21 protein-coding genes are annotated in these 16,023 nt (G+C 65.4%); 11 read left to right on the top strand and 10 right to left on the bottom strand.

Annotated elements, in window-relative coordinates:
* The first annotated feature begins 20 nt into the window (after positions 1–20).
* The 10 genes from B6V73_RS04115 to B6V73_RS04070 are packed head-to-tail and all read left to right on the top strand — an operon-like array spanning position 21 to position 7,087.
* Entirely contained in the window at positions 21–773 is a 753-nt protein-coding gene (locus B6V73_RS04115) for an SDR family NAD(P)-dependent oxidoreductase (RefSeq protein WP_088722010.1), read from the top strand.
* On the top strand, positions 770–2,161 hold the full coding sequence (gene atpD / locus B6V73_RS04110; RefSeq protein ID WP_088724609.1) for a F0F1 ATP synthase subunit beta: 1,392 nt from the start codon (positions 770–772) through the stop codon (positions 2,159–2,161). The genes B6V73_RS04115 and atpD overlap by 4 nt, the downstream gene beginning before the upstream one ends.
* The gene (locus B6V73_RS04105; RefSeq protein ID WP_088724608.1) at positions 2,158–2,568 is read left to right on the top strand and encodes a F0F1 ATP synthase subunit epsilon; all 411 of its coding nucleotides are present in this window, start codon (positions 2,158–2,160) and stop codon (positions 2,566–2,568) included. The genes atpD and B6V73_RS04105 overlap by 4 nt, the downstream gene beginning before the upstream one ends.
* Positions 2,565–2,861 (top strand): AtpZ/AtpI family protein, encoded by a 297-nt coding sequence (locus B6V73_RS04100; protein ID WP_075776342.1) that lies wholly within the window; start codon positions 2,565–2,567, stop codon positions 2,859–2,861. Before B6V73_RS04105 ends, B6V73_RS04100 begins: the two co-directional genes overlap by 4 nt.
* Entirely contained in the window at positions 2,858–3,130 is a 273-nt protein-coding gene (locus B6V73_RS04095) for a hypothetical protein (protein WP_088724607.1), read from the top strand. The genes B6V73_RS04100 and B6V73_RS04095 overlap by 4 nt, the downstream gene beginning before the upstream one ends.
* A complete protein-coding gene (locus B6V73_RS04090; protein ID WP_088724606.1) occupies positions 3,127–3,813 on the top strand; it encodes a F0F1 ATP synthase subunit A in 687 nt (228 codons plus the stop codon). Before B6V73_RS04095 ends, B6V73_RS04090 begins: the two co-directional genes overlap by 4 nt.
* A gap of 2 nt (positions 3,814–3,815) precedes the next feature.
* Positions 3,816–4,061 (top strand): F0F1 ATP synthase subunit C, encoded by a 246-nt coding sequence (locus B6V73_RS04085; protein ID WP_075776345.1) that lies wholly within the window; start codon positions 3,816–3,818, stop codon positions 4,059–4,061.
* A gap of 2 nt (positions 4,062–4,063) precedes the next feature.
* The gene (locus tag B6V73_RS04080) at positions 4,064–4,798 is read left to right on the top strand and encodes an ATP synthase F0 subunit B (RefSeq protein WP_088724605.1); all 735 of its coding nucleotides are present in this window, start codon (positions 4,064–4,066) and stop codon (positions 4,796–4,798) included.
* Positions 4,785–6,287: a F0F1 ATP synthase subunit alpha gene (locus B6V73_RS04075; protein ID WP_088724604.1), complete on the top strand. Its 1,503-nt coding sequence runs from the start codon at positions 4,785–4,787 to the stop codon at positions 6,285–6,287. Before B6V73_RS04080 ends, B6V73_RS04075 begins: the two co-directional genes overlap by 14 nt.
* Positions 6,284–7,087, top strand: a complete 804-nt coding sequence (locus B6V73_RS04070; RefSeq protein WP_168174862.1) for a F0F1 ATP synthase subunit gamma — start codon at positions 6,284–6,286, stop codon at positions 7,085–7,087. The genes B6V73_RS04075 and B6V73_RS04070 overlap by 4 nt, the downstream gene beginning before the upstream one ends.
* A gap of 164 nt (positions 7,088–7,251) precedes the next feature.
* Here B6V73_RS04070 and B6V73_RS04065 read toward each other — a convergent pair whose 3' ends face one another.
* Complete coding sequence (locus B6V73_RS04065; protein ID WP_088719177.1) at positions 7,252–7,671, bottom strand: hypothetical protein; 420 nt, start codon at positions 7,669–7,671, stop codon at positions 7,252–7,254.
* Positions 7,672–8,049: 378 nt separating this feature from the next.
* Between B6V73_RS04065 and B6V73_RS20695 the strand changes: the two genes are divergently transcribed.
* On the top strand, positions 8,050–8,196 hold the full coding sequence (locus tag B6V73_RS20695) for a hypothetical protein (RefSeq protein ID WP_157771562.1): 147 nt from the start codon (positions 8,050–8,052) through the stop codon (positions 8,194–8,196).
* A gap of 312 nt (positions 8,197–8,508) precedes the next feature.
* Here B6V73_RS20695 and wrbA read toward each other — a convergent pair whose 3' ends face one another.
* From wrbA to B6V73_RS04020, 9 genes are all read right to left on the bottom strand, one after another.
* Positions 8,509–9,102: an NAD(P)H:quinone oxidoreductase gene (gene wrbA / locus B6V73_RS04060; RefSeq protein ID WP_075776350.1), complete on the bottom strand. Its 594-nt coding sequence runs from the start codon at positions 9,100–9,102 to the stop codon at positions 8,509–8,511.
* A 44-nt stretch (positions 9,103–9,146) separates the two neighbouring features.
* Positions 9,147–10,055 carry a pirin family protein gene (locus B6V73_RS04055; protein WP_088724602.1) on the bottom strand — a complete coding sequence of 303 codons (909 nt, stop codon included), beginning with the start codon at positions 10,053–10,055 and terminating at the stop codon, positions 9,147–9,149.
* Positions 10,056–10,228: 173 nt separating this feature from the next.
* Entirely contained in the window at positions 10,229–11,800 is a 1,572-nt protein-coding gene (locus B6V73_RS04050) for a GMC family oxidoreductase (protein WP_088719180.1), read from the bottom strand.
* Between the two features lie 11 nt (positions 11,801–11,811).
* Positions 11,812–12,336, bottom strand: coding sequence for a Twin-arginine translocation pathway signal (locus tag B6V73_RS04045; protein ID WP_075776353.1), 525 nt, complete (start codon positions 12,334–12,336; stop codon positions 11,812–11,814).
* A 36-nt stretch (positions 12,337–12,372) separates the two neighbouring features.
* Entirely contained in the window at positions 12,373–12,768 is a 396-nt protein-coding gene (locus B6V73_RS04040) for a VOC family protein (protein ID WP_075776354.1), read from the bottom strand.
* A 113-nt stretch (positions 12,769–12,881) separates the two neighbouring features.
* Entirely contained in the window at positions 12,882–13,175 is a 294-nt protein-coding gene (locus tag B6V73_RS04035) for a ribbon-helix-helix domain-containing protein (RefSeq protein WP_075776355.1), read from the bottom strand.
* Between the two features lie 118 nt (positions 13,176–13,293).
* A complete protein-coding gene (locus B6V73_RS04030) occupies positions 13,294–14,094 on the bottom strand; it encodes an ABC transporter permease (protein WP_075776356.1) in 801 nt (266 codons plus the stop codon).
* Positions 14,091–14,945: an ABC transporter permease gene (locus tag B6V73_RS04025; RefSeq protein ID WP_088719183.1), complete on the bottom strand. Its 855-nt coding sequence runs from the start codon at positions 14,943–14,945 to the stop codon at positions 14,091–14,093. Before B6V73_RS04025 ends, B6V73_RS04030 begins: the two co-directional genes overlap by 4 nt.
* Complete coding sequence (locus B6V73_RS04020; RefSeq protein WP_075776358.1) at positions 14,942–15,982, bottom strand: ABC transporter ATP-binding protein; 1,041 nt, start codon at positions 15,980–15,982, stop codon at positions 14,942–14,944. Before B6V73_RS04020 ends, B6V73_RS04025 begins: the two co-directional genes overlap by 4 nt.
* Between the last annotated feature and the right edge of the window lie 41 nt (positions 15,983–16,023).

Raw genomic sequence — 16,023 nt, 5'->3', positions numbered from 1 at the left:
CAACGGAGGCCGGGACTGCCATGACACGGGATTTCGAAGGTAAATCAGCTATCGTTACGGGCGCGGGATCTGGGATCGGCGCGGCGATCGCCAAGGAGTTGGCGGCGCGCGGCGCTTCGGTCTTGCTTGCCGATCAGAATGCGGATGCGGCCAAGTCCGTGACCGAGGAGATCCGCAAGGCGAGCGGCACGGCCGAGCCGATGGCGGTCGACGTCACCTCTGCCGATGCTGTCGAAGCGATGGTCGCCAAAGCCGTCAAGGCGTTCGGCAAGCTGGATCTCGCGGTGAACAACGCCGGCATCGGGGGCGTGCAGGCGCCGCTCGGGGAATATCCGCTCGACAGCTGGAAACACGTGATCGACGTCAATCTCAACGGGGTGTTCTACGGGATGCGCTACGAGATCGCGGCGATGCTGAAATCGGGCGGCGGGACCATCGTGAACATGTCCTCGATCCTCGGCTCGGTCGCGTTCCCCAGCGCCTGCGCTTATGTCGCGGCGAAACATGCTCTGCTCGGCCTGACGCGGGCGGCGGCGCTCGATCACGCGGCGCAGGGCATCCGCGTCAATGCGGTCGGCCCCGCTTTCATCGAGACGCCGCTTCTGTCGGGTCTGGCACCTGAGGTAAAGGACTCTCTGGTCGCCCTGCATCCGGCGGGGCGACTCGGCACGCCTGAAGAGGTCTCGGCGCTGACCTGTTTCCTGCTATCGGACGCCGCGAGCTTCGTGAATGGCAGCTACCACCTCGTCGATGGGGGATATACCTCGCGATGAGCGTGGCCGAGGGACGGATCATCGCGGTGCGCGGGCCGGTCATCGATGCGAGCTTCGATGGCCCGCTGCCGCCGATCTATTCGATCCTCACGACGAGCGATGGCGATCCGGAGGGCAGCTTCGAGGTCCATGGCCATCTCGACGCGCATCGGGTGCGCGCCATCGCGCTGCAATCGACGCTCGGCCTGTCGCGCGGGCGAAAGCTGCACGCCACGGGCAAGCCGCTCGAAGTGCCGGTGGGCGAGGCGGTTCTGGGGCGGCTGATGGATGTGACCGGGGCGATGCGCGACGGCGGCGATCCCCTGCCCAAGGAAACGCCCCGCCGCCCGATCCACGGCTCGCCGCCGCGCCTGTCTGGCAGCGGCGCGGTGACCGCCTTCGAGACCGGCATCAAGGTGATCGACCTGATGCTACCGCTGGCACGCGGCGGCAAGGCCGCGATGTTCGGCGGCGCTGGCGTGGGCAAGACGGTGCTGGTGATGGAGCTCATCAACACGATGGTCGAAAAATATCAGGGCATCGCGATCTTCGCGGGCGTCGGCGAACGCTCGCGCGAGGGTCACGAGATGCTCGCCGACATGACCGACTCCGGCGTACTGGCCCGCACAGCGCTGGTCTATGGCCAGATGAACGAGCCGCCCGGCGCGCGCTGGCGGGTGCCGCTGACCGCTGTCTCCATCGCCGAGGATTTCCGCGACCGCGATCACCGCAATGTCCTTCTGATGATGGATAACGTCTTCCGCTTCGTGCAGGCGGGCAGCGAGGTTTCCGGCCTTCTGGGTCGCCTGCCCTCGCGCGTGGGCTACCAGCCTACCCTCGCCTCCGAGGTCGCCGAACTAGAGGAGCGCATCGCCTCCGCCGCCGGAGCCTCGGTCACCGCCATTCAGGCGGTCTACGTGCCGGCGGATGATTTCACCGACCCGGCCGTGACCGCGATTTCGGGGCATATGGACAGCTCCATCGTGCTGTCGCGTCAGTTGGCCTCGGAGGGGATTTACCCCGCGATCGACCCGCTTGCATCGTCGTCGCAACTGCTCGACCCCGAGATCGTCGGGGCGGAGCATTTCCAGCTGGCGGGCGAAGCGCGGGCGCTGCTGGCGCGGTTCCGCGAATTGCAGGACATCATCGCGCTGCTCGGCGTCGAGGAGCTGGGCGCGTCGGACCGGCTGGCCGTGCGCCGCGCGCGCAAGCTGCAACGCTTCCTCACCCAGCCCTTCGTCGTGACCGAGGCGTTTACCGGCCAGACCGGGCGCTCGGTGCCGCTGGCCGACACGCTGGAGGGATGCCGCGCGATCCTTTCGGGCGAGGCGGACGAGTGGTCCGATCAGTCGCTCTACATGATCGGCGGGATCGACGAGGCCCGCCAACGAGAGGAGGCCGCGGCATGAGGCTCACCATCGCCACACCGCTCGAGATCGTCGTCGATGCCAAGGACGTCACCGCGATCCGCGCCGAGGATGCGAGCGGCGGCTTCGGCATCCTGCCCGGCCATGCCGAGTTTCTCACCTGCCTCAGCATCTCGGTCATCTCCTGGGAGGCCGAGGGCAAGCGACACTATTGCGCGGTGAAGGGCGGCGTACTTATGGTCGAGAATGGCAGCGACGTCTCGGTCTCGACCCGCGCCGCAGTGACCGGCGACCTGCCGGAGCTGGGCGACACGATCCTGAAACGCTTTCAGGCCGAGGATGATGCGGCGAAGACCGAGCAGGCCGATGCCACCCGGCTGCATCTGCTCGCAATCCGACAGCTGGTGGCGAGCCTAGACGGCGCGCGAACGCGGGAGCACTGGACATGACCCACCCGCCGGAAGACCCGGACAAGACGGAGGAGCCGATGGAAAGCGCTGCGCGCCGCCACGCCGCCCGGACCGAGAAGGCGCGACGGGAGGGAGAAATCCCGCTGGGCCGCCGCTTGGGCCAGATCGGTGTGCTCGGATGGATCGTCGTGCTACCGATGCTCGCCGGAGCCGCCGGGGGACGATGGATCGACCGCAGCGCCCAGTCGGGCATCTTCTGGACCGCCGCGCTGATGATGGTGGGGCTTGTCGTGGGGTGCTGGCTCGGCTGGCGCTGGGTGCAACAGCAATGAGCGGGGTGGAGCTTCTTCTTGGCGCAGGCGCCCTGATCCTCGGTATCGGCGTGGGGCTCGTGCATTTCGCGCTGCTGCGGGCGGGAACTGATGCGATGCTGCTCGAAAGCAAGGCGCTGAAGGCGATCGCGCTGACCGTATTGCGCTTCGGGCTGACGATCACGTCTCTTGTCGGCTGCGCGCTCTTGGGCGCCGTGCCACTGCTTGCGGCGGCGCTCGGGATCGGCATTGGGCGGGCGCTCACTCTGCGACGCGCGAGGTCCGCATGAACTCGCCGCTCGAGACCGCCGTGGTGTTCTGGATCGGCCCCGTGCCGATCACGCAACCCGTTGTCACGACATGGGTGATGATGGCGATGATCGTGGTCGGCTGCTACGCGCTGACCCGAAACCTGAGCCTGCACCCCGGACGCCGGCAAGCGGCGCTGGAGCTGTTGGTGACCGTGCTCGACACCCAGATCCGAGAGACGATGAGCGTCTCCCCCGACCGCTACCGCACCTTCCTCGGCGGGCTGTTCCTGTTCATCCTGATCGCGAACTGGTCCTCGCTGGTCCCCGGCGTGGAACCCCCGACCGCCAATCTGGAAACCGATGCGGCGCTGGCGCTGCTCGTTTTCGTCGCTGTGATTGTCTACGGTATCCGCGCGGGCGGCGTCGGGGGCTACCTGCGCAGTTTCGCAATGCCGACGCCGCTGATGATCCCCCTAAATCTCGTCGAGACGCTGACGCGCAGCTTCTCGCTGCTGATCCGCCTGTTCGGGAATATCATGAGCGGGGTCTTCATCATCGGCATCGTGCTCTCGCTCGCGGGGTTGTTCGTGCCGATCCCGTTCATGGCGCTCGACCTGCTGACAGGGCTCGTCCAGGCCTACATCTTTACCGTCCTCGCCATGGTGTTCATCGCGGCGGCAGTGGCGGAATCCCAACCCTCCCGAGACTCCGGAAAGGACTGATCATGGAATATGTTGAAGTGGCGAGCATCATCTCGGCCGCGGCGGCGGTGGCCTTCGGGGCGCTCGGCCCCGCGCTTGGCGAAGGGCGCTCGGTCGCGGCTGCAATGGATGCGATCGCCCGCCAGCCCGAGGCCGCGAACGCGATCTCGCGCACGCTCTTCGTCGGGCTCGCGATGATCGAGACGACGGCGATCTACTGCCTCGTGATTGCGCTTCTCCTGCTGTTCGCCAACCCGTTCATCGGCTGACCATGACACTTGACTGGTGGACGCTCGGGCTGCAGACGCTCAATGCGGCGGTACTGATCTGGCTTCTGAGCCGGGTACTTTGGCGCCCGATCGTGATTGCCATCCAGGCGCGTCAGGCCGAGGCCGACAAGCAATTGAGCGACGCGAGCGAGGCCGCGCGCAAGGCCGATGAGGCCAAGGCGCAGGCCGAGGCGGCGCTTGATCAGGTCGGCACGCGCAAGTCCGAGATGCTGGCGCAGGCCCAGACCGAGGCCGAAGCCGCGCGCAAGGCGCTTCTGGATCACGCCCGCGCAGAGGCTGCCGACATGGCCCGCACCGCCGAGGCCGAGCGCGCTGCCCGTGCGGAGGAAGCCGAGAAGCGATATGCAGCACGCGCAGCCGATTTGGCGCAGCGCATGGCCGAGCGGATCGGTGCGCGCCTGTCGCGGCCCGCGCTGCTCGAAGCCTACGCGACGGACCTTCTGGCGCAGGTCGCCGCCCTCGACACCGAGGATCGCGCCGCGCTCGGCTCGGAAAAGCTCATGCTACGTATCAGCGAGGCGGTGGAAGCGGGTTACGGCGAAGCGTTCGCCCGCCGCGTTGGCCAGACCCTTGGCAAAGAGATTGGCCCCGCGATCAAGACGGATGCGGCGTTGATCTGCGGCCTCGCGCTGGAGACTGAACATCTGCACCTTGAAAGTTCATGGGCCGCCGATCTCGCCCGGATGCGCAAGGAGGTGGCCAATGACACCCAATGATCCGGACGAGTGGTTGGACCGCAGCGTCAAAGCCATCGAGCGCGCGCCTCTGGGCCCCGTGGTGCGCCGCAGTGGCCGGGTGGAACGCGTGTCCGATGGCGTCGCGATGGTGTCGGGCCTGCCCGAAGCCCGCGCCGGCGAGCGGCTGGTCTTCGAGGGCGGACAATCGGGCTTCGTGCATGTGCTCGACGAAGACACCCTCGCGGCGGTGCTGCTGGACGACATCGCGGGGGTCGCACAAGGCGATGCGGTGACCGGCACGGGCGACGTGATGCGGGTTCCGGTAGGGCCGGAACTGTTGGGCCGGATCGTCGACCCGCTCGGGCGGCCCCTCGACGGGCTCGGCCCGATCGCGGCCAGTGCAAAGCACCCGGTCGAACGCCCCGCCCCCGCGATCATCGACCGCGCGGCAGTGGTCGAGCCGATGCAGACCGGCACGCTGGTCGTGGATGCCCTCTTCGCGCTTGGCCGGGGGCAACGCGAGCTGATCGTGGGCGACCGCGCGACCGGCAAGACGACGCTCGCGCTCGACACGATCCTGAACCAGAAGGACGGCGACGTGACCTCGGTCTATGTCGCGATCGGTCAGAAGACCTCCTCGGTGGAGCGCGTGATCGAGACGCTTCGGCGCAACGGGGCGCTGGCGCGCACCATTGTCGTGGTCGCCGGGCCGTCGACGCCGCCGGGGATGCAATGGCTCGCCCCCTTCGCAGGCATGACGATGGCCGAAGAGCTGCGTGACACCGGCGGCCACGCGCTGATCGTGCTCGACGACCTCACGCGCCACGCCGCCTCGCATCGCGAGCTTGCGCTGCTGACCCGCCAGACGCCGGGGCGTGAGGCCTATCCGGGCGATGTCTTCTACCTGCACGCCCGCCTTCTGGAACGTGCCGCGCGACTCTCGGACAAACTGGGCAGCGGCACGCTGACCGCCTTGCCTGTGGCCGAAACCGATGCCGGCAACCTCGCAGCCTTCATCCCGACCAACCTGATCTCTATCACCGACGGGCAGATCGTGCTGGATACGAAGCTGTTCAACCGCGGACAGAAACCCGCGGTGGATGTCGGCACCTCGGTCAGCCGGGTCGGCGGCAAGACGCAGGCGCACAGCCTGCGCGACGCGGCGGAGTCGATGCGGCTCGATTACGCCCAGTTTCTCGAACTGGAAATCTTCACGCGTTTCGGGGGCATGCCGGACACGCGGGTGAGGGCGCAGCTTGCGCGCGGTCGGGCGGTGCGCGCGGTGCTGGCTCAGGTCCAGCACGCGCCGCTGCGCCTCGCCGATGAGGTCGCGCTGGTTCTGGCGGTGCAGGCGGGGCTTCTCGACGGGTTGGAGCCCGCGCAGATCGACGCGTTGCGCGACGCGCTTCCCGGCGCGCTCGATGCGGCGAGTCTGTCTGGGGCCGATTTCTCCGCCAAGCTTAGCGAAGGTCTGCATGACCAGATGCTGCAATGCGTGAAGGGGCTTCTGCCGGAGCCTTCGAAATGAGCGAGCAGCTTGCCGAAATCGAAGCGCGTATCGGCAGTGTCCGCACGCTGGCCTCGGTGATCCGGGCGATGCGCGCCATCGCGGGCGCGCGCGTGCGCCAGACGCAGGGACAGCTTGCCTCGGTCGACCTGCACGCGGCGACGGTGAGCCGCGCGCTGGACCGGGTGCTCTCGCTCGCCCCCGAGCCGCCCAAACCCGAAGCGCCGCCGCTCACCGTTCTGTTTCTGGCGGAGCAGGGTTTCGCGGGCTCGTTCAACGCCCGGCTACTGAGCGCGTTGGGGACGCCGCCCGGCGGCCTCGTCGTGATCGGGACGCGCGGCGCAGCGCTGGCGGCGGAACAAGGGCTGAGCGCGCTTGCGCAGTTCCCCCTGCCCTCCCACGGCCCGGCAATCCCGCCCTTCGCGGACCGGCTGGCCGAGACATTGCTTCAGCTTGCGGGCCGGGCGCCGATCGACGCGTTTCACGCCCAGACGGAAGACGGCAGCTGGAAGGCCTGCCGTCGCCGCATCTTCCCCCGTCCGGCCCAGCCGAGCGCACCGCCGAGCCAGCCGCCCCTGCTGACGCTGCCGCCGGAGCAGCTTTGCGCCGCGCTTTTCGCCGAGATGCTGCATGCGGAACTGTGCCGCGTCGCGCTGCATGCCACGGCGGCGGAGAACACCGCCCGGATGCTCGCAATGGCCTCCGCCCAGGGGACGACCGAGCGCAAGCTCGACGCGCTGGAACAAACCGCACGGATTTCGCGGCAGGAAGCGGTCACGACGGAAATTCTGGAGCTTTCGGCCGGGGTCACGTCCAGCTGAGCTGAAACGTCGTCAAACCCACCGCGCAAGCATCGCCACGGCGGAAAACGGCTTCGGCCGAGACCGCGGGTTGCAGGAAAAGGTCTTAGATTTCGCGATCGCCCGCGCGCCCGAGTGGTCTCGGGACATCGGCGCGGGGGCAAGCAATTTGAAGAGCTGGCCGGTCAGTGCAGCCGCGCGTCGGACAGAGCGAGCTGCTCTGCATAGCCGCCGCGGACCTTGAGCGACGACAGCATCGGCTGGGATTGCATGATGTAGCCCTCGAGGAAGGTGACGAGGGCGATGCGCCAGCGACGTTCGATCTCGATATAGGGATCGGAAGTGGCGAGCGAGCTCACGTTGACTGACACCGAGAATTTCTGGGGGTCGAAGGTCGCGCGCTGATCGAGCAACTCGGCGCGCAGGGTCGAGGTGAATACTTTTTCCGGCTGCGCCAGTGTCGCCAGCCCTGTCAGGTCGATCGAGTCGGTCGACGCATAATCGGGAGCACCGCCGAGGAACCGAAGAGAGAATTTTCCGATTTCCGCAACACCGCGCTCGCCAACCTTAACAAGCAATTCGAGCGACACGTGTTCAACATTCATAATCATTACCTCCGTTGGTCGCGAGTAGCCCCGAATGGGCCGTTGCGGCTCGCCGACGGGGGCTGGATCACATGCAAGCGCGGCGATGTTGTGACTTGATTTGGGCAACTATGTCAAAGTTAGTTTTCACGTTACGTCACCTATCGGGACAGCGGCGGCGAGTCCATCGGCGGGATCGGCCGCTTGCGAAATATCGCTGCGGCCATCGCCCGCGCATACGGAGCGGCAGAGCTGCCTTGCGGGTCGTCTCGCCAGTGCCGCTAAGCACATCGGCCACAACAAAAACATTGCCGCGCCCCACGGTGCGCCCCAAATAGTTGAACCGGGTCGTTCACCCGAGCGACCTAGTTCATTTGAAATTTTCGAGAGGAACCCGACATGCAAAGCCCGATGAAGAAAAAAGCCGTGCTCGCTCTGGTCGCAAGCTGCGCCCTGGGAATCCTGGCTGCCTGCAACCAGACTCAGGGCACGGCGACCTATCCCGACGTTCCGAACATGAAGGCGAATATCGAAAACCCGATGTGAGCTCGCGGCGGCTTTTTCGCCGCGCCCATGCCTCGCTCCCTCTCTTGAACAAGCTTGAATAAGAGCCGAGAGCGAGGCGGGAGCCGGCCCGCCACTGACGCGGCGCATCATTGCCGGCAAAGAGAACATCGGGCGCGCTCCCGCGCCGCTCGCGCGTTCGCTCATATGGGCCTGTAGCGACTTGCTGCCGCTCAGCAGACGACCGAAAGGGGCTTCGTCCGCCTCGAGGAAGGAACCGGCACCGGACCGATGTAAAAACAGGTGCGCCCCCGCCCAGAAAGGGCGGAGGCGCTTTCTCAATCTCGGGAAAGATCAGCCGACGAGCTTCGCCGTCATCTCGACCAGGCGCTTGGCCTGATGGGCAATCGCGGCCTTACCGGCCTCGTCGACACCGCCGGCGTTAGTCGAGAAGCCGTAGGGGTTGCCGCCCGCGTTGAAGATCGCTTCGTCGGTATAGCCGGGCGCGACGATGATGCAGCCCCAGTGCATGGCCGTGGTGTAGAGACCAAGGATCGTCGCCTCTTGCCCGCCATGGGCGTTCTGCGCGCTGGTGGTCGCGGTGAAGGTCTTGTTGGCGAGCTTGCCCGCGCCCCAGAGGCCGCCCAGCGTGTCGATGAAGGCGCGCATCTGGCTTGCGGAGACGCCGTAGCGGGTCGGCCCGGAGAAGAAATAGCCATCGGCCCATTCCATATCGTCAGGGGTCACTTCCGGAATGTCGCTCATCTTCTCCAGCTGGTTTTTCCAGGCGTCCTGACCTTCGACGACGGCTTTCGGGGCCGTTTCGGGAATGCGGCGCAGGCGCACCTCGGCCCCGGCGGCCTCGGCGGCTTCTGCTGCGGCCAGCGCGACGGCGTGGTTGGTGCCATAGGTGGAATAAAAGACGATTGCGATCTTCGGTTGTGCCATTTCTATCTCCTGTGTTGGGAAGGGTCTGAGGGGCAACGGCGCCCTCAGCCGTGTTTTATGAAGGTGCCGTTGTTGAGTTCGGTGAGCGCCTGGCGCAGTTCATCCTGCGTGTTCATGACGATCGGGCCGTGCCATGCGACGGGCTCCTGAATCGGACGCCCCGTCATCAACAGGAAACGGAGGCCTTCGTTCCCGGCCTGCACCGTGATTTCGTCGCCTGCTCCGAAACGGACAAGCGTGCGGTTGCCGGTCATGTCGCGGATATTCAGCTCCTGCCCGCGATATTCCTTCTCGACCTTGATGCCGACCGGATCGCTGGCATCACGGAAGGTTCCGGAGCCCGCGAAGACATAGGCGAGCGCATTGGAGCGCGTATCGACCGGCAGTACCTTGCGGCGTCCCGCGGGAATCGACACGTCAAGCAGCATCGGATTTGCGGCGATCCCGTCGACGGGACCGGTCTTGCCCCAGAACGAACCGATGATGACCTTCACAGTCGTGCCGTCGTCATCGCCTTCGATCGGGATATCGCTGGACGTGATATCCTGATAGCGCGGCGCCGTCATCTTGAGCGCCGAGGGAAGGTTGGCCCAAAGCTGGAAGCCGTGCATCTGCCCCTTGGCATTGCCCGAAGGCATTTCCTGATGGACGATACCGGAGCCTGCGGTCATCCACTGCACGCTGCCTGCGCCGAGAAGCCCGCGATTGCCGAGCGAATCCGCATGCTCCACCTGGCCGTCGAGCACATAGGTGATGGTTTCGATGCCGCGATGCGGGTGCCACGGGAAGCCCTTGGAATAGAGCCGCGGATCGTCGTTGCGGAAATCGTCCATCATCAGGAACGGGTCGGTCAGCGACGGATCCCCGAAGCCGAATACGCGGTGCAGATGAACACCGGCGCCTTCGAGCGCGGGTTGCGCCTGACTGGTGGCCGAGACGGGTCGAAAGGTCATGGAAGCCTCCAAATGTCGTTGATCAGAGTTTGGGGCTTCTCCAGGAAAATGAAATTAGCGAAGGTCCCGCATGTCCTGTGCGCAAGCGCGCAGACCTGCAAAGGTTCCGCAAAGAGAACCGGGCCACCCTTGAGCAGCCCGGTCGTCTTTTGCCTTAGCTGATCCGCTCGGGATCAGATGTTTCCCTTCGACATCTCCCCGGCGATGAAGTCAGCCTGCCGGATCGCGAGCGCCACGATGGTCAGCGTGGGGTTTTCGGCGGCGCCGGTCGTGAATTGGGAGCCGTCCGAGATGAACAGGTTGGGCACGTCATGGGTCTGGCCGTGTTTGTTCACCACACCGTCGCGCGGGTTCTCGGACATCCGGTTGGTGCCGAGGTTATGTGTCGAGGGATAGGGCGGCGTCGGCAGCGTCCGGGTCGCCCCAACCGCTTCGTAGATCGCCTTGCCACGGGCATAGGCGTGATCGCGCATCGCCCGATCGTTCGGGTGATCGGTGTAATTCACATTCGCGACCGGCAGCCCGTAGGCGTCCTCGACCGAGTGGTTGAGCGTGATGCGGTTGGTCTCCTGCGGCATGTCTTCGCCCACGATCCACATCCCCGCCATGTTCTCGTAGCTGTCGAGCGCAGTCGTGAACTCGCGCCCCCAGCCGCCCGGATCGAGGAAGGCCGCCATGAAGGGCAGACCGAGGCTGAGCGTCTCCAGCTCGTACCCGCCGACGAAACCGCGCGAGGGATCGTGACGCGCCTCGTCGCGGACGATGCCCGCCATCGTCGTGCCGCGCCACATCTTCACCGGCTTGTCGAAGATGCCGTAGACCGAGCCCGTGGTGTGCCGCATGTAGTTGCGCCCCACCTGCCCCGAGGAGTTCGCAAGCCCGTCGGGGAACATCGTCGAATGCGAGTTCAGCAGCACGCGCGGGCTCTCGATCGAGTTGCCCGCGACGCAGACGATCTTGGCCTTCTGCATCTGCAGGTTGCCGTCCTTGTCGAAATACTCGACGCCCGACGCGCGGCCCTTGTCGTCATGCAGGATACGCGCGACATGACAGTGATCGCGGACCTCCAGATTGCCGGTCGCCTCGCCGCGCGGGATGTCGGTATAGGCAGAGGACCACTTGGCGCCCCATTTGCAGCCCTGGAAACAGAAGCCCGTCTGCTGGCACGACATCCGGTCGTCGTAGTCGATCGAGTTGATCGCCATATGGCCTGTATTGACCTCTTGGTAGCCAAGCGACTTCGCGCCTTTCTCCAGCACCTTGAAGTTGTTGTTGCCCGGCAAGCCCGGACGATCGCCGGTGCGGGTCACACCCAGCTTCGCCTCGGCCTTGTCGTAATAGGGCGCAAGCTCCGCCGGATCGATCGGCCAGTCGAGCAGGTTTGCCCCGTCGACATTGCCGTAATGGGTCTTCGTCTTGAACTCATGGTCCTGAAAGCGAAGGCTCGCCCCGGCCCAGTGGATCGAGGTGCCGCCGACCGCTTTCACGATCCATGCGGGCAGACCCGAGAAATCCTTGGCCACGCGCCAGTCGCCGCTCGTGGTGCGCGGCTCGGTCCAGGCGAGCTGGCCGAAGCTTTCCCATTCGTCATTGATGTAATCTTCGGGCAGATAGCGACCGCCCGCCTCGAGCGCCACGACCTTGACGCCCTTCTGCGCCAACTCGTTGGCCAGCACACCGCCGCCAGCGCCAGTGCCGATGATGACAACGACGCTGTCGTCGCTCAGATCAAATTTCGCAACCATGTCTGCCTCCCTTACAGCCAGTCGATGTCGTCAAAACCGCGGTTGATGTAGCCGCCCTTGGAATAGGACTCGCCCTCGTAGCCGAAGATCGGCCAGACCGCTTTCTGGTTGTAGAGGCCGGTCACCAGACCACCCCGAATCTTCTGGAAGAAGGGGCTCTCCTCCATGCCCCGCAGGATCATGACGCGATCCTTCTCCCAGCCGGTTTCAAGGTAATTCGCGAAGCCTTTGCCGCGCGCCGCCGCATCGAGCGCGGCGATGCCGGCTTCGATCTCGTCGGCCGCATCTGGGCTGTCATAGCCTTTCACCGCGATGACATAATACTGGTCGTCGACCCTGTCGTGCGGATAGATATCGCGCGCCATCTGCACCAGCGTCGCGAAGGTCGTGGGCTTGAGCGCCGAGAGCTCGGTGGCCCAGGCAGCATTGCGCGCCGCCATGAACCCCGACCCCACGACGAAGCTCGCCCCTGCCGCGGTCGCCCGCGCCAGCAGCTGCCGTCTGGTCAGCCCTTTCGAGCTTGCCTTGGTCGTCATTGTCGTCTCCTCCCTGATGTCTCCCTTAGGAAAATCTCACTTGAAGCGGCCTTCGCGCGCGAGCACCTCGATCTGGTATCCGTCCGGATCGGCCACGAAAAAGAACTTCGCGACGACCTCCCCTGCCGGCGCGAATTCCACGAGTTTGCGGGGAGCGAGGCCCTCCGCCTCGAAGCGCTTGTGTTCGGCTTCGAGATCATCGACCGCGACCGCGAAATGGCCGTAGCCATCGCCGAGGTCATAGGGCTCGGTCCGGCCCTTGTTGACGGTGAGTTCCAATTCGAAATCGCTTTCGGGATTGCTCAGATAGACGAGCGTGAATTCCGGAAAGTCGAGACGGTCGGCGACCTTGAGGCCGAAAGCCTTGTCGTAAAACGCGACCGAGCGGTCCTCGTCGAGGACACGGATCATGGAATGAATGGATTTTGCCACCGGTTGCTCCCGCTGTAGTGCTGTCAGTTGTCCTGAGAGCGTAGCAGCGGGCGAAGGTGGGGCGGGTAGTAGGTCTATACTACCCCTCAAGAATGTTTGACGTCAGGCTTGCGCTACTCTGCAGCGACGGCGAGCGGTGCGCGATCGGCCGAGATCTCCATAAATTTCAGGCAGGCACAGCGCAGGAGCGACGTGAAGTTCGACGGCTCCCCGCGCAGTTCGAGCACTTCGGCATGCAGCGTCGAGATGAAGGTCGGCGTGGATACCCCGTCCCGCGCCGCGATCTCGTCGAGAATATCCCAGAAGGCGTTCTCGAGCCGGATGCTCGTGCTTTGCCCGTTGAGCCGAAGCCTGCGAGTCTCGCTGGAATAACGCTCCGGATCCTGACCGGCGAATACATGGCACATATCGTCTCTCCTCCCTCGGATCCGATTGCCGGGGCGAACCAAGATTCACCCGAGACTCAAGAATATGGGCAATCCGGAGCGGGTCAATCGTGTTGTGAGAGCGGACGGAGAGGTCCGCCTATTCGCTCGATCCCCGCTCAGACCCCATCAAACGCGGCAGATCGCCGAACTTGCCGATCAGCCCGAAGACGACCGCTGCAAGCAGAACGAAAAGCACCGACACCACCCCGAGGATCGGCGTGTAGCCGTAGCGCAGGGCGTTGAAGATCTTGATCGGGATCGTCTCGACGGTGAAGCCTGCGACCATGTAGGCAATGATGTATTCGTTGAGGCTGAGCACGAAGGCGAAGGCATAGCCCGACACGATGAAGGGCAGCACCAGCGGACCGATCACCGTGCGCAGCACTGTCCAGCGCCCTGCCCCCATCACGCGGGCGGCCTCCAGCAGCGCGCGGTCGATGCCCTTCAACCCGAGCGAGATCGTCACCAGCGGCAGCGTCACGAGGAAAACGGCATGCGAGACGATCGTGGCCCAGATCTGCCCGTACCCGCCGACCGTCATCCAGAACACCATGAAGCCCAGAGCGGAGATCACCGGCGGCAGCGTGAAGGGCGCGAGCCCCAGCCCGGTCAGCAGCCGCGCCGCGATGCCGTTGCGCTCCCACGCGAACAGCGCGAGCGGCAGCGCGACCGAGACCGAGAGCGCAGAGGCGCAAGCCGCGATCAGCAGCGAATGGCCCAGCGGCACCAGCCACGCGCTGTCCTGAAACAGCGTGCCATACCAGCGCAGCGACGGCTCCACCGGGGGGAAGCGCAGGGTCTGCGGCCCGTTCAGCGACACGCCGGTCACGACGACCAGCGGCGCAAGCAGCAAGAGCAGGATCACGATCACATAGGCGCGTTTCAACCAGCTTGTCATGATGCGCTCCTTTGCCGTCCCGCGAGCGAGGCGAGGCCCACGAGGGCCAGCGCCACCAGCATCAGGAAGATCGACATCGCCGCGGCGAACGGCAGGTTCGTCTGGTAGATCGCCTGATCGGTGATGTGGACCGAGAGCGTCCAGTCCTCGGAGCGACCCAAGAGCTGCGGCAGAAGATAGGAGCCCAGCGTGAAGACGAAGACGAGGATGAAGGCGCCCACGATCGCTCCGCGCAGGTTGGGCACGATCACCCCGAAGAAGGCGCGCGAGGCGGAGGCCCCCATGACGCGGGCGGCCTCGACGATCTCGGGATCGAGCCGGGAGACCGGCGGGTAGAGCACCAGCACCGCGAAGGGAAAGCCGATATAGCAAAGCCCGGTGATCAGCGCGAAGAGCGACGGCGTATAGGCGCGCGGCGCATCGATCATCCCGAGCCAGTAGAACAGGTTCGAAATCCCCGCCGTCTTCGACAGCAGTGTCGAGAGCGAGAAGCCGATGATGACCTCCGAGAGCGACAGCACCGAGAGCAGCACCACGAGCGCGACGGTCTGCGCTCGATGGCTCATTGAGGCGAGGAACACGGTGAACGGAAAGGCCAGCACGACGCATATCGCGGCCGCCGCCAGCGACACGCCAACCGAGACGCCCATCACCTTGGCGAAGAAGGCGGTCATGAACCGCGCGTAATGGGTAAGCTCGAAGCCCGGGATGAAGGCGCCGGCCGGATCGCGTTGCGAGACCGACACGGCGACCATGATCCCGAAAGGCACAAGGAAGAAGACCGCCAGCATCAGCGCCGGCCAAAGACCGACCCAACCCGGTGTCGCACGCATCTCGGTATTCTGGCTCATGTCACCACCACACGCTCGCCCGGGCGGAAGCTGAGGCTGACCCGGTCGCCGGGGCGATAGCTCGCCTGCGTCTCGGGGGAGAGCTGTGCAGTGATCTCTTGGCCTTGCGCATCCAGCAGCACATGGCGGCTTTCGCCGAGATCGCGCAGGAAGGTCACTTCCGCCTCGATGCCGCCAGCGCCCGCGGGCTCGATGGCGACATGCTCGGGCCGGATCGAAAGCTGCGCCTCGCCTTGCTCGAGAGCGATCCTGTCGCCCTCGGCAATCGGCAACCGCGCGCCCAGCACCTCGATCGCGCCGTCGCGGACGGTGCAGGGCAGCAGGTTCGTCGTGCCGATGAAGCCCGCCACGAAAGCATTCGCCGGGTTGCGGTAGATCTCCATCGGCGCGCCCGCCTGCTGGATCACGCCGTCCTTCATCACGATGACCAGATCGGCCATGGTGAGCGCCTCTTTCTGGTCGTGGGTGACGACGATCGTAGTCACGCCCAGGCTTTGCTGGATCTGGCGCAGCTCGATCTGCATATGCTCGCGCAGGCCCGCGTCGAGCGCCGAGAGCGGCTCGTCGAGCAGGAAGACCTTCGGGTCGATGGCGAGACCACGCGCAATCGCGACACGCTGACGCTGGCCGCCCGAGAGCTGGTCGATCCGCCGCGCGCCCATGCCGGGCAGGCGCACCAGTTTCAGCAGTTCATCGGCCTTCGCGTCTCGCTTGGCGCGGTCTGCGCCGCGGATCGCGAGCGGATAGGTGATGTTTCCCGCCACGTCGAGATGCGGGAAAAGCGCCAGCGACTGGAACACCATGCCCATGTCGCGGCGGTGGGTGGGGACCTTCGTCTGGTCATCGCCATCGACGACCACTCGGCCCTTGGTCGGCGTCTCGAGCCCGGCGACCACCCGCAGAAGCGTGGTCTTGCCGCAGCCCGAGGGCCCCAGAAGGCAGACGAATTTACCCGTCGGTATCTCGAGCGAAACATCATCGAGGGCGGTGAACGACCCGAATTTCTTGCTTAGCCGCTCGATGCGCAGATTGGTCATCGCTGTCCTGTTTCCTCAAAGCAAATAGACGCCGTGGCGAC

The organism is Thioclava sp. JM3 (assembly GCF_002213185.1).
In the GTDB taxonomy this organism is placed as follows: domain Bacteria; phylum Pseudomonadota; class Alphaproteobacteria; order Rhodobacterales; family Rhodobacteraceae; genus Thioclava; species Thioclava nitratireducens.
The sequence above is the reverse complement of the archived record's forward strand: the minus strand, read 5'-3'. Positions and strand labels throughout refer to the sequence as shown.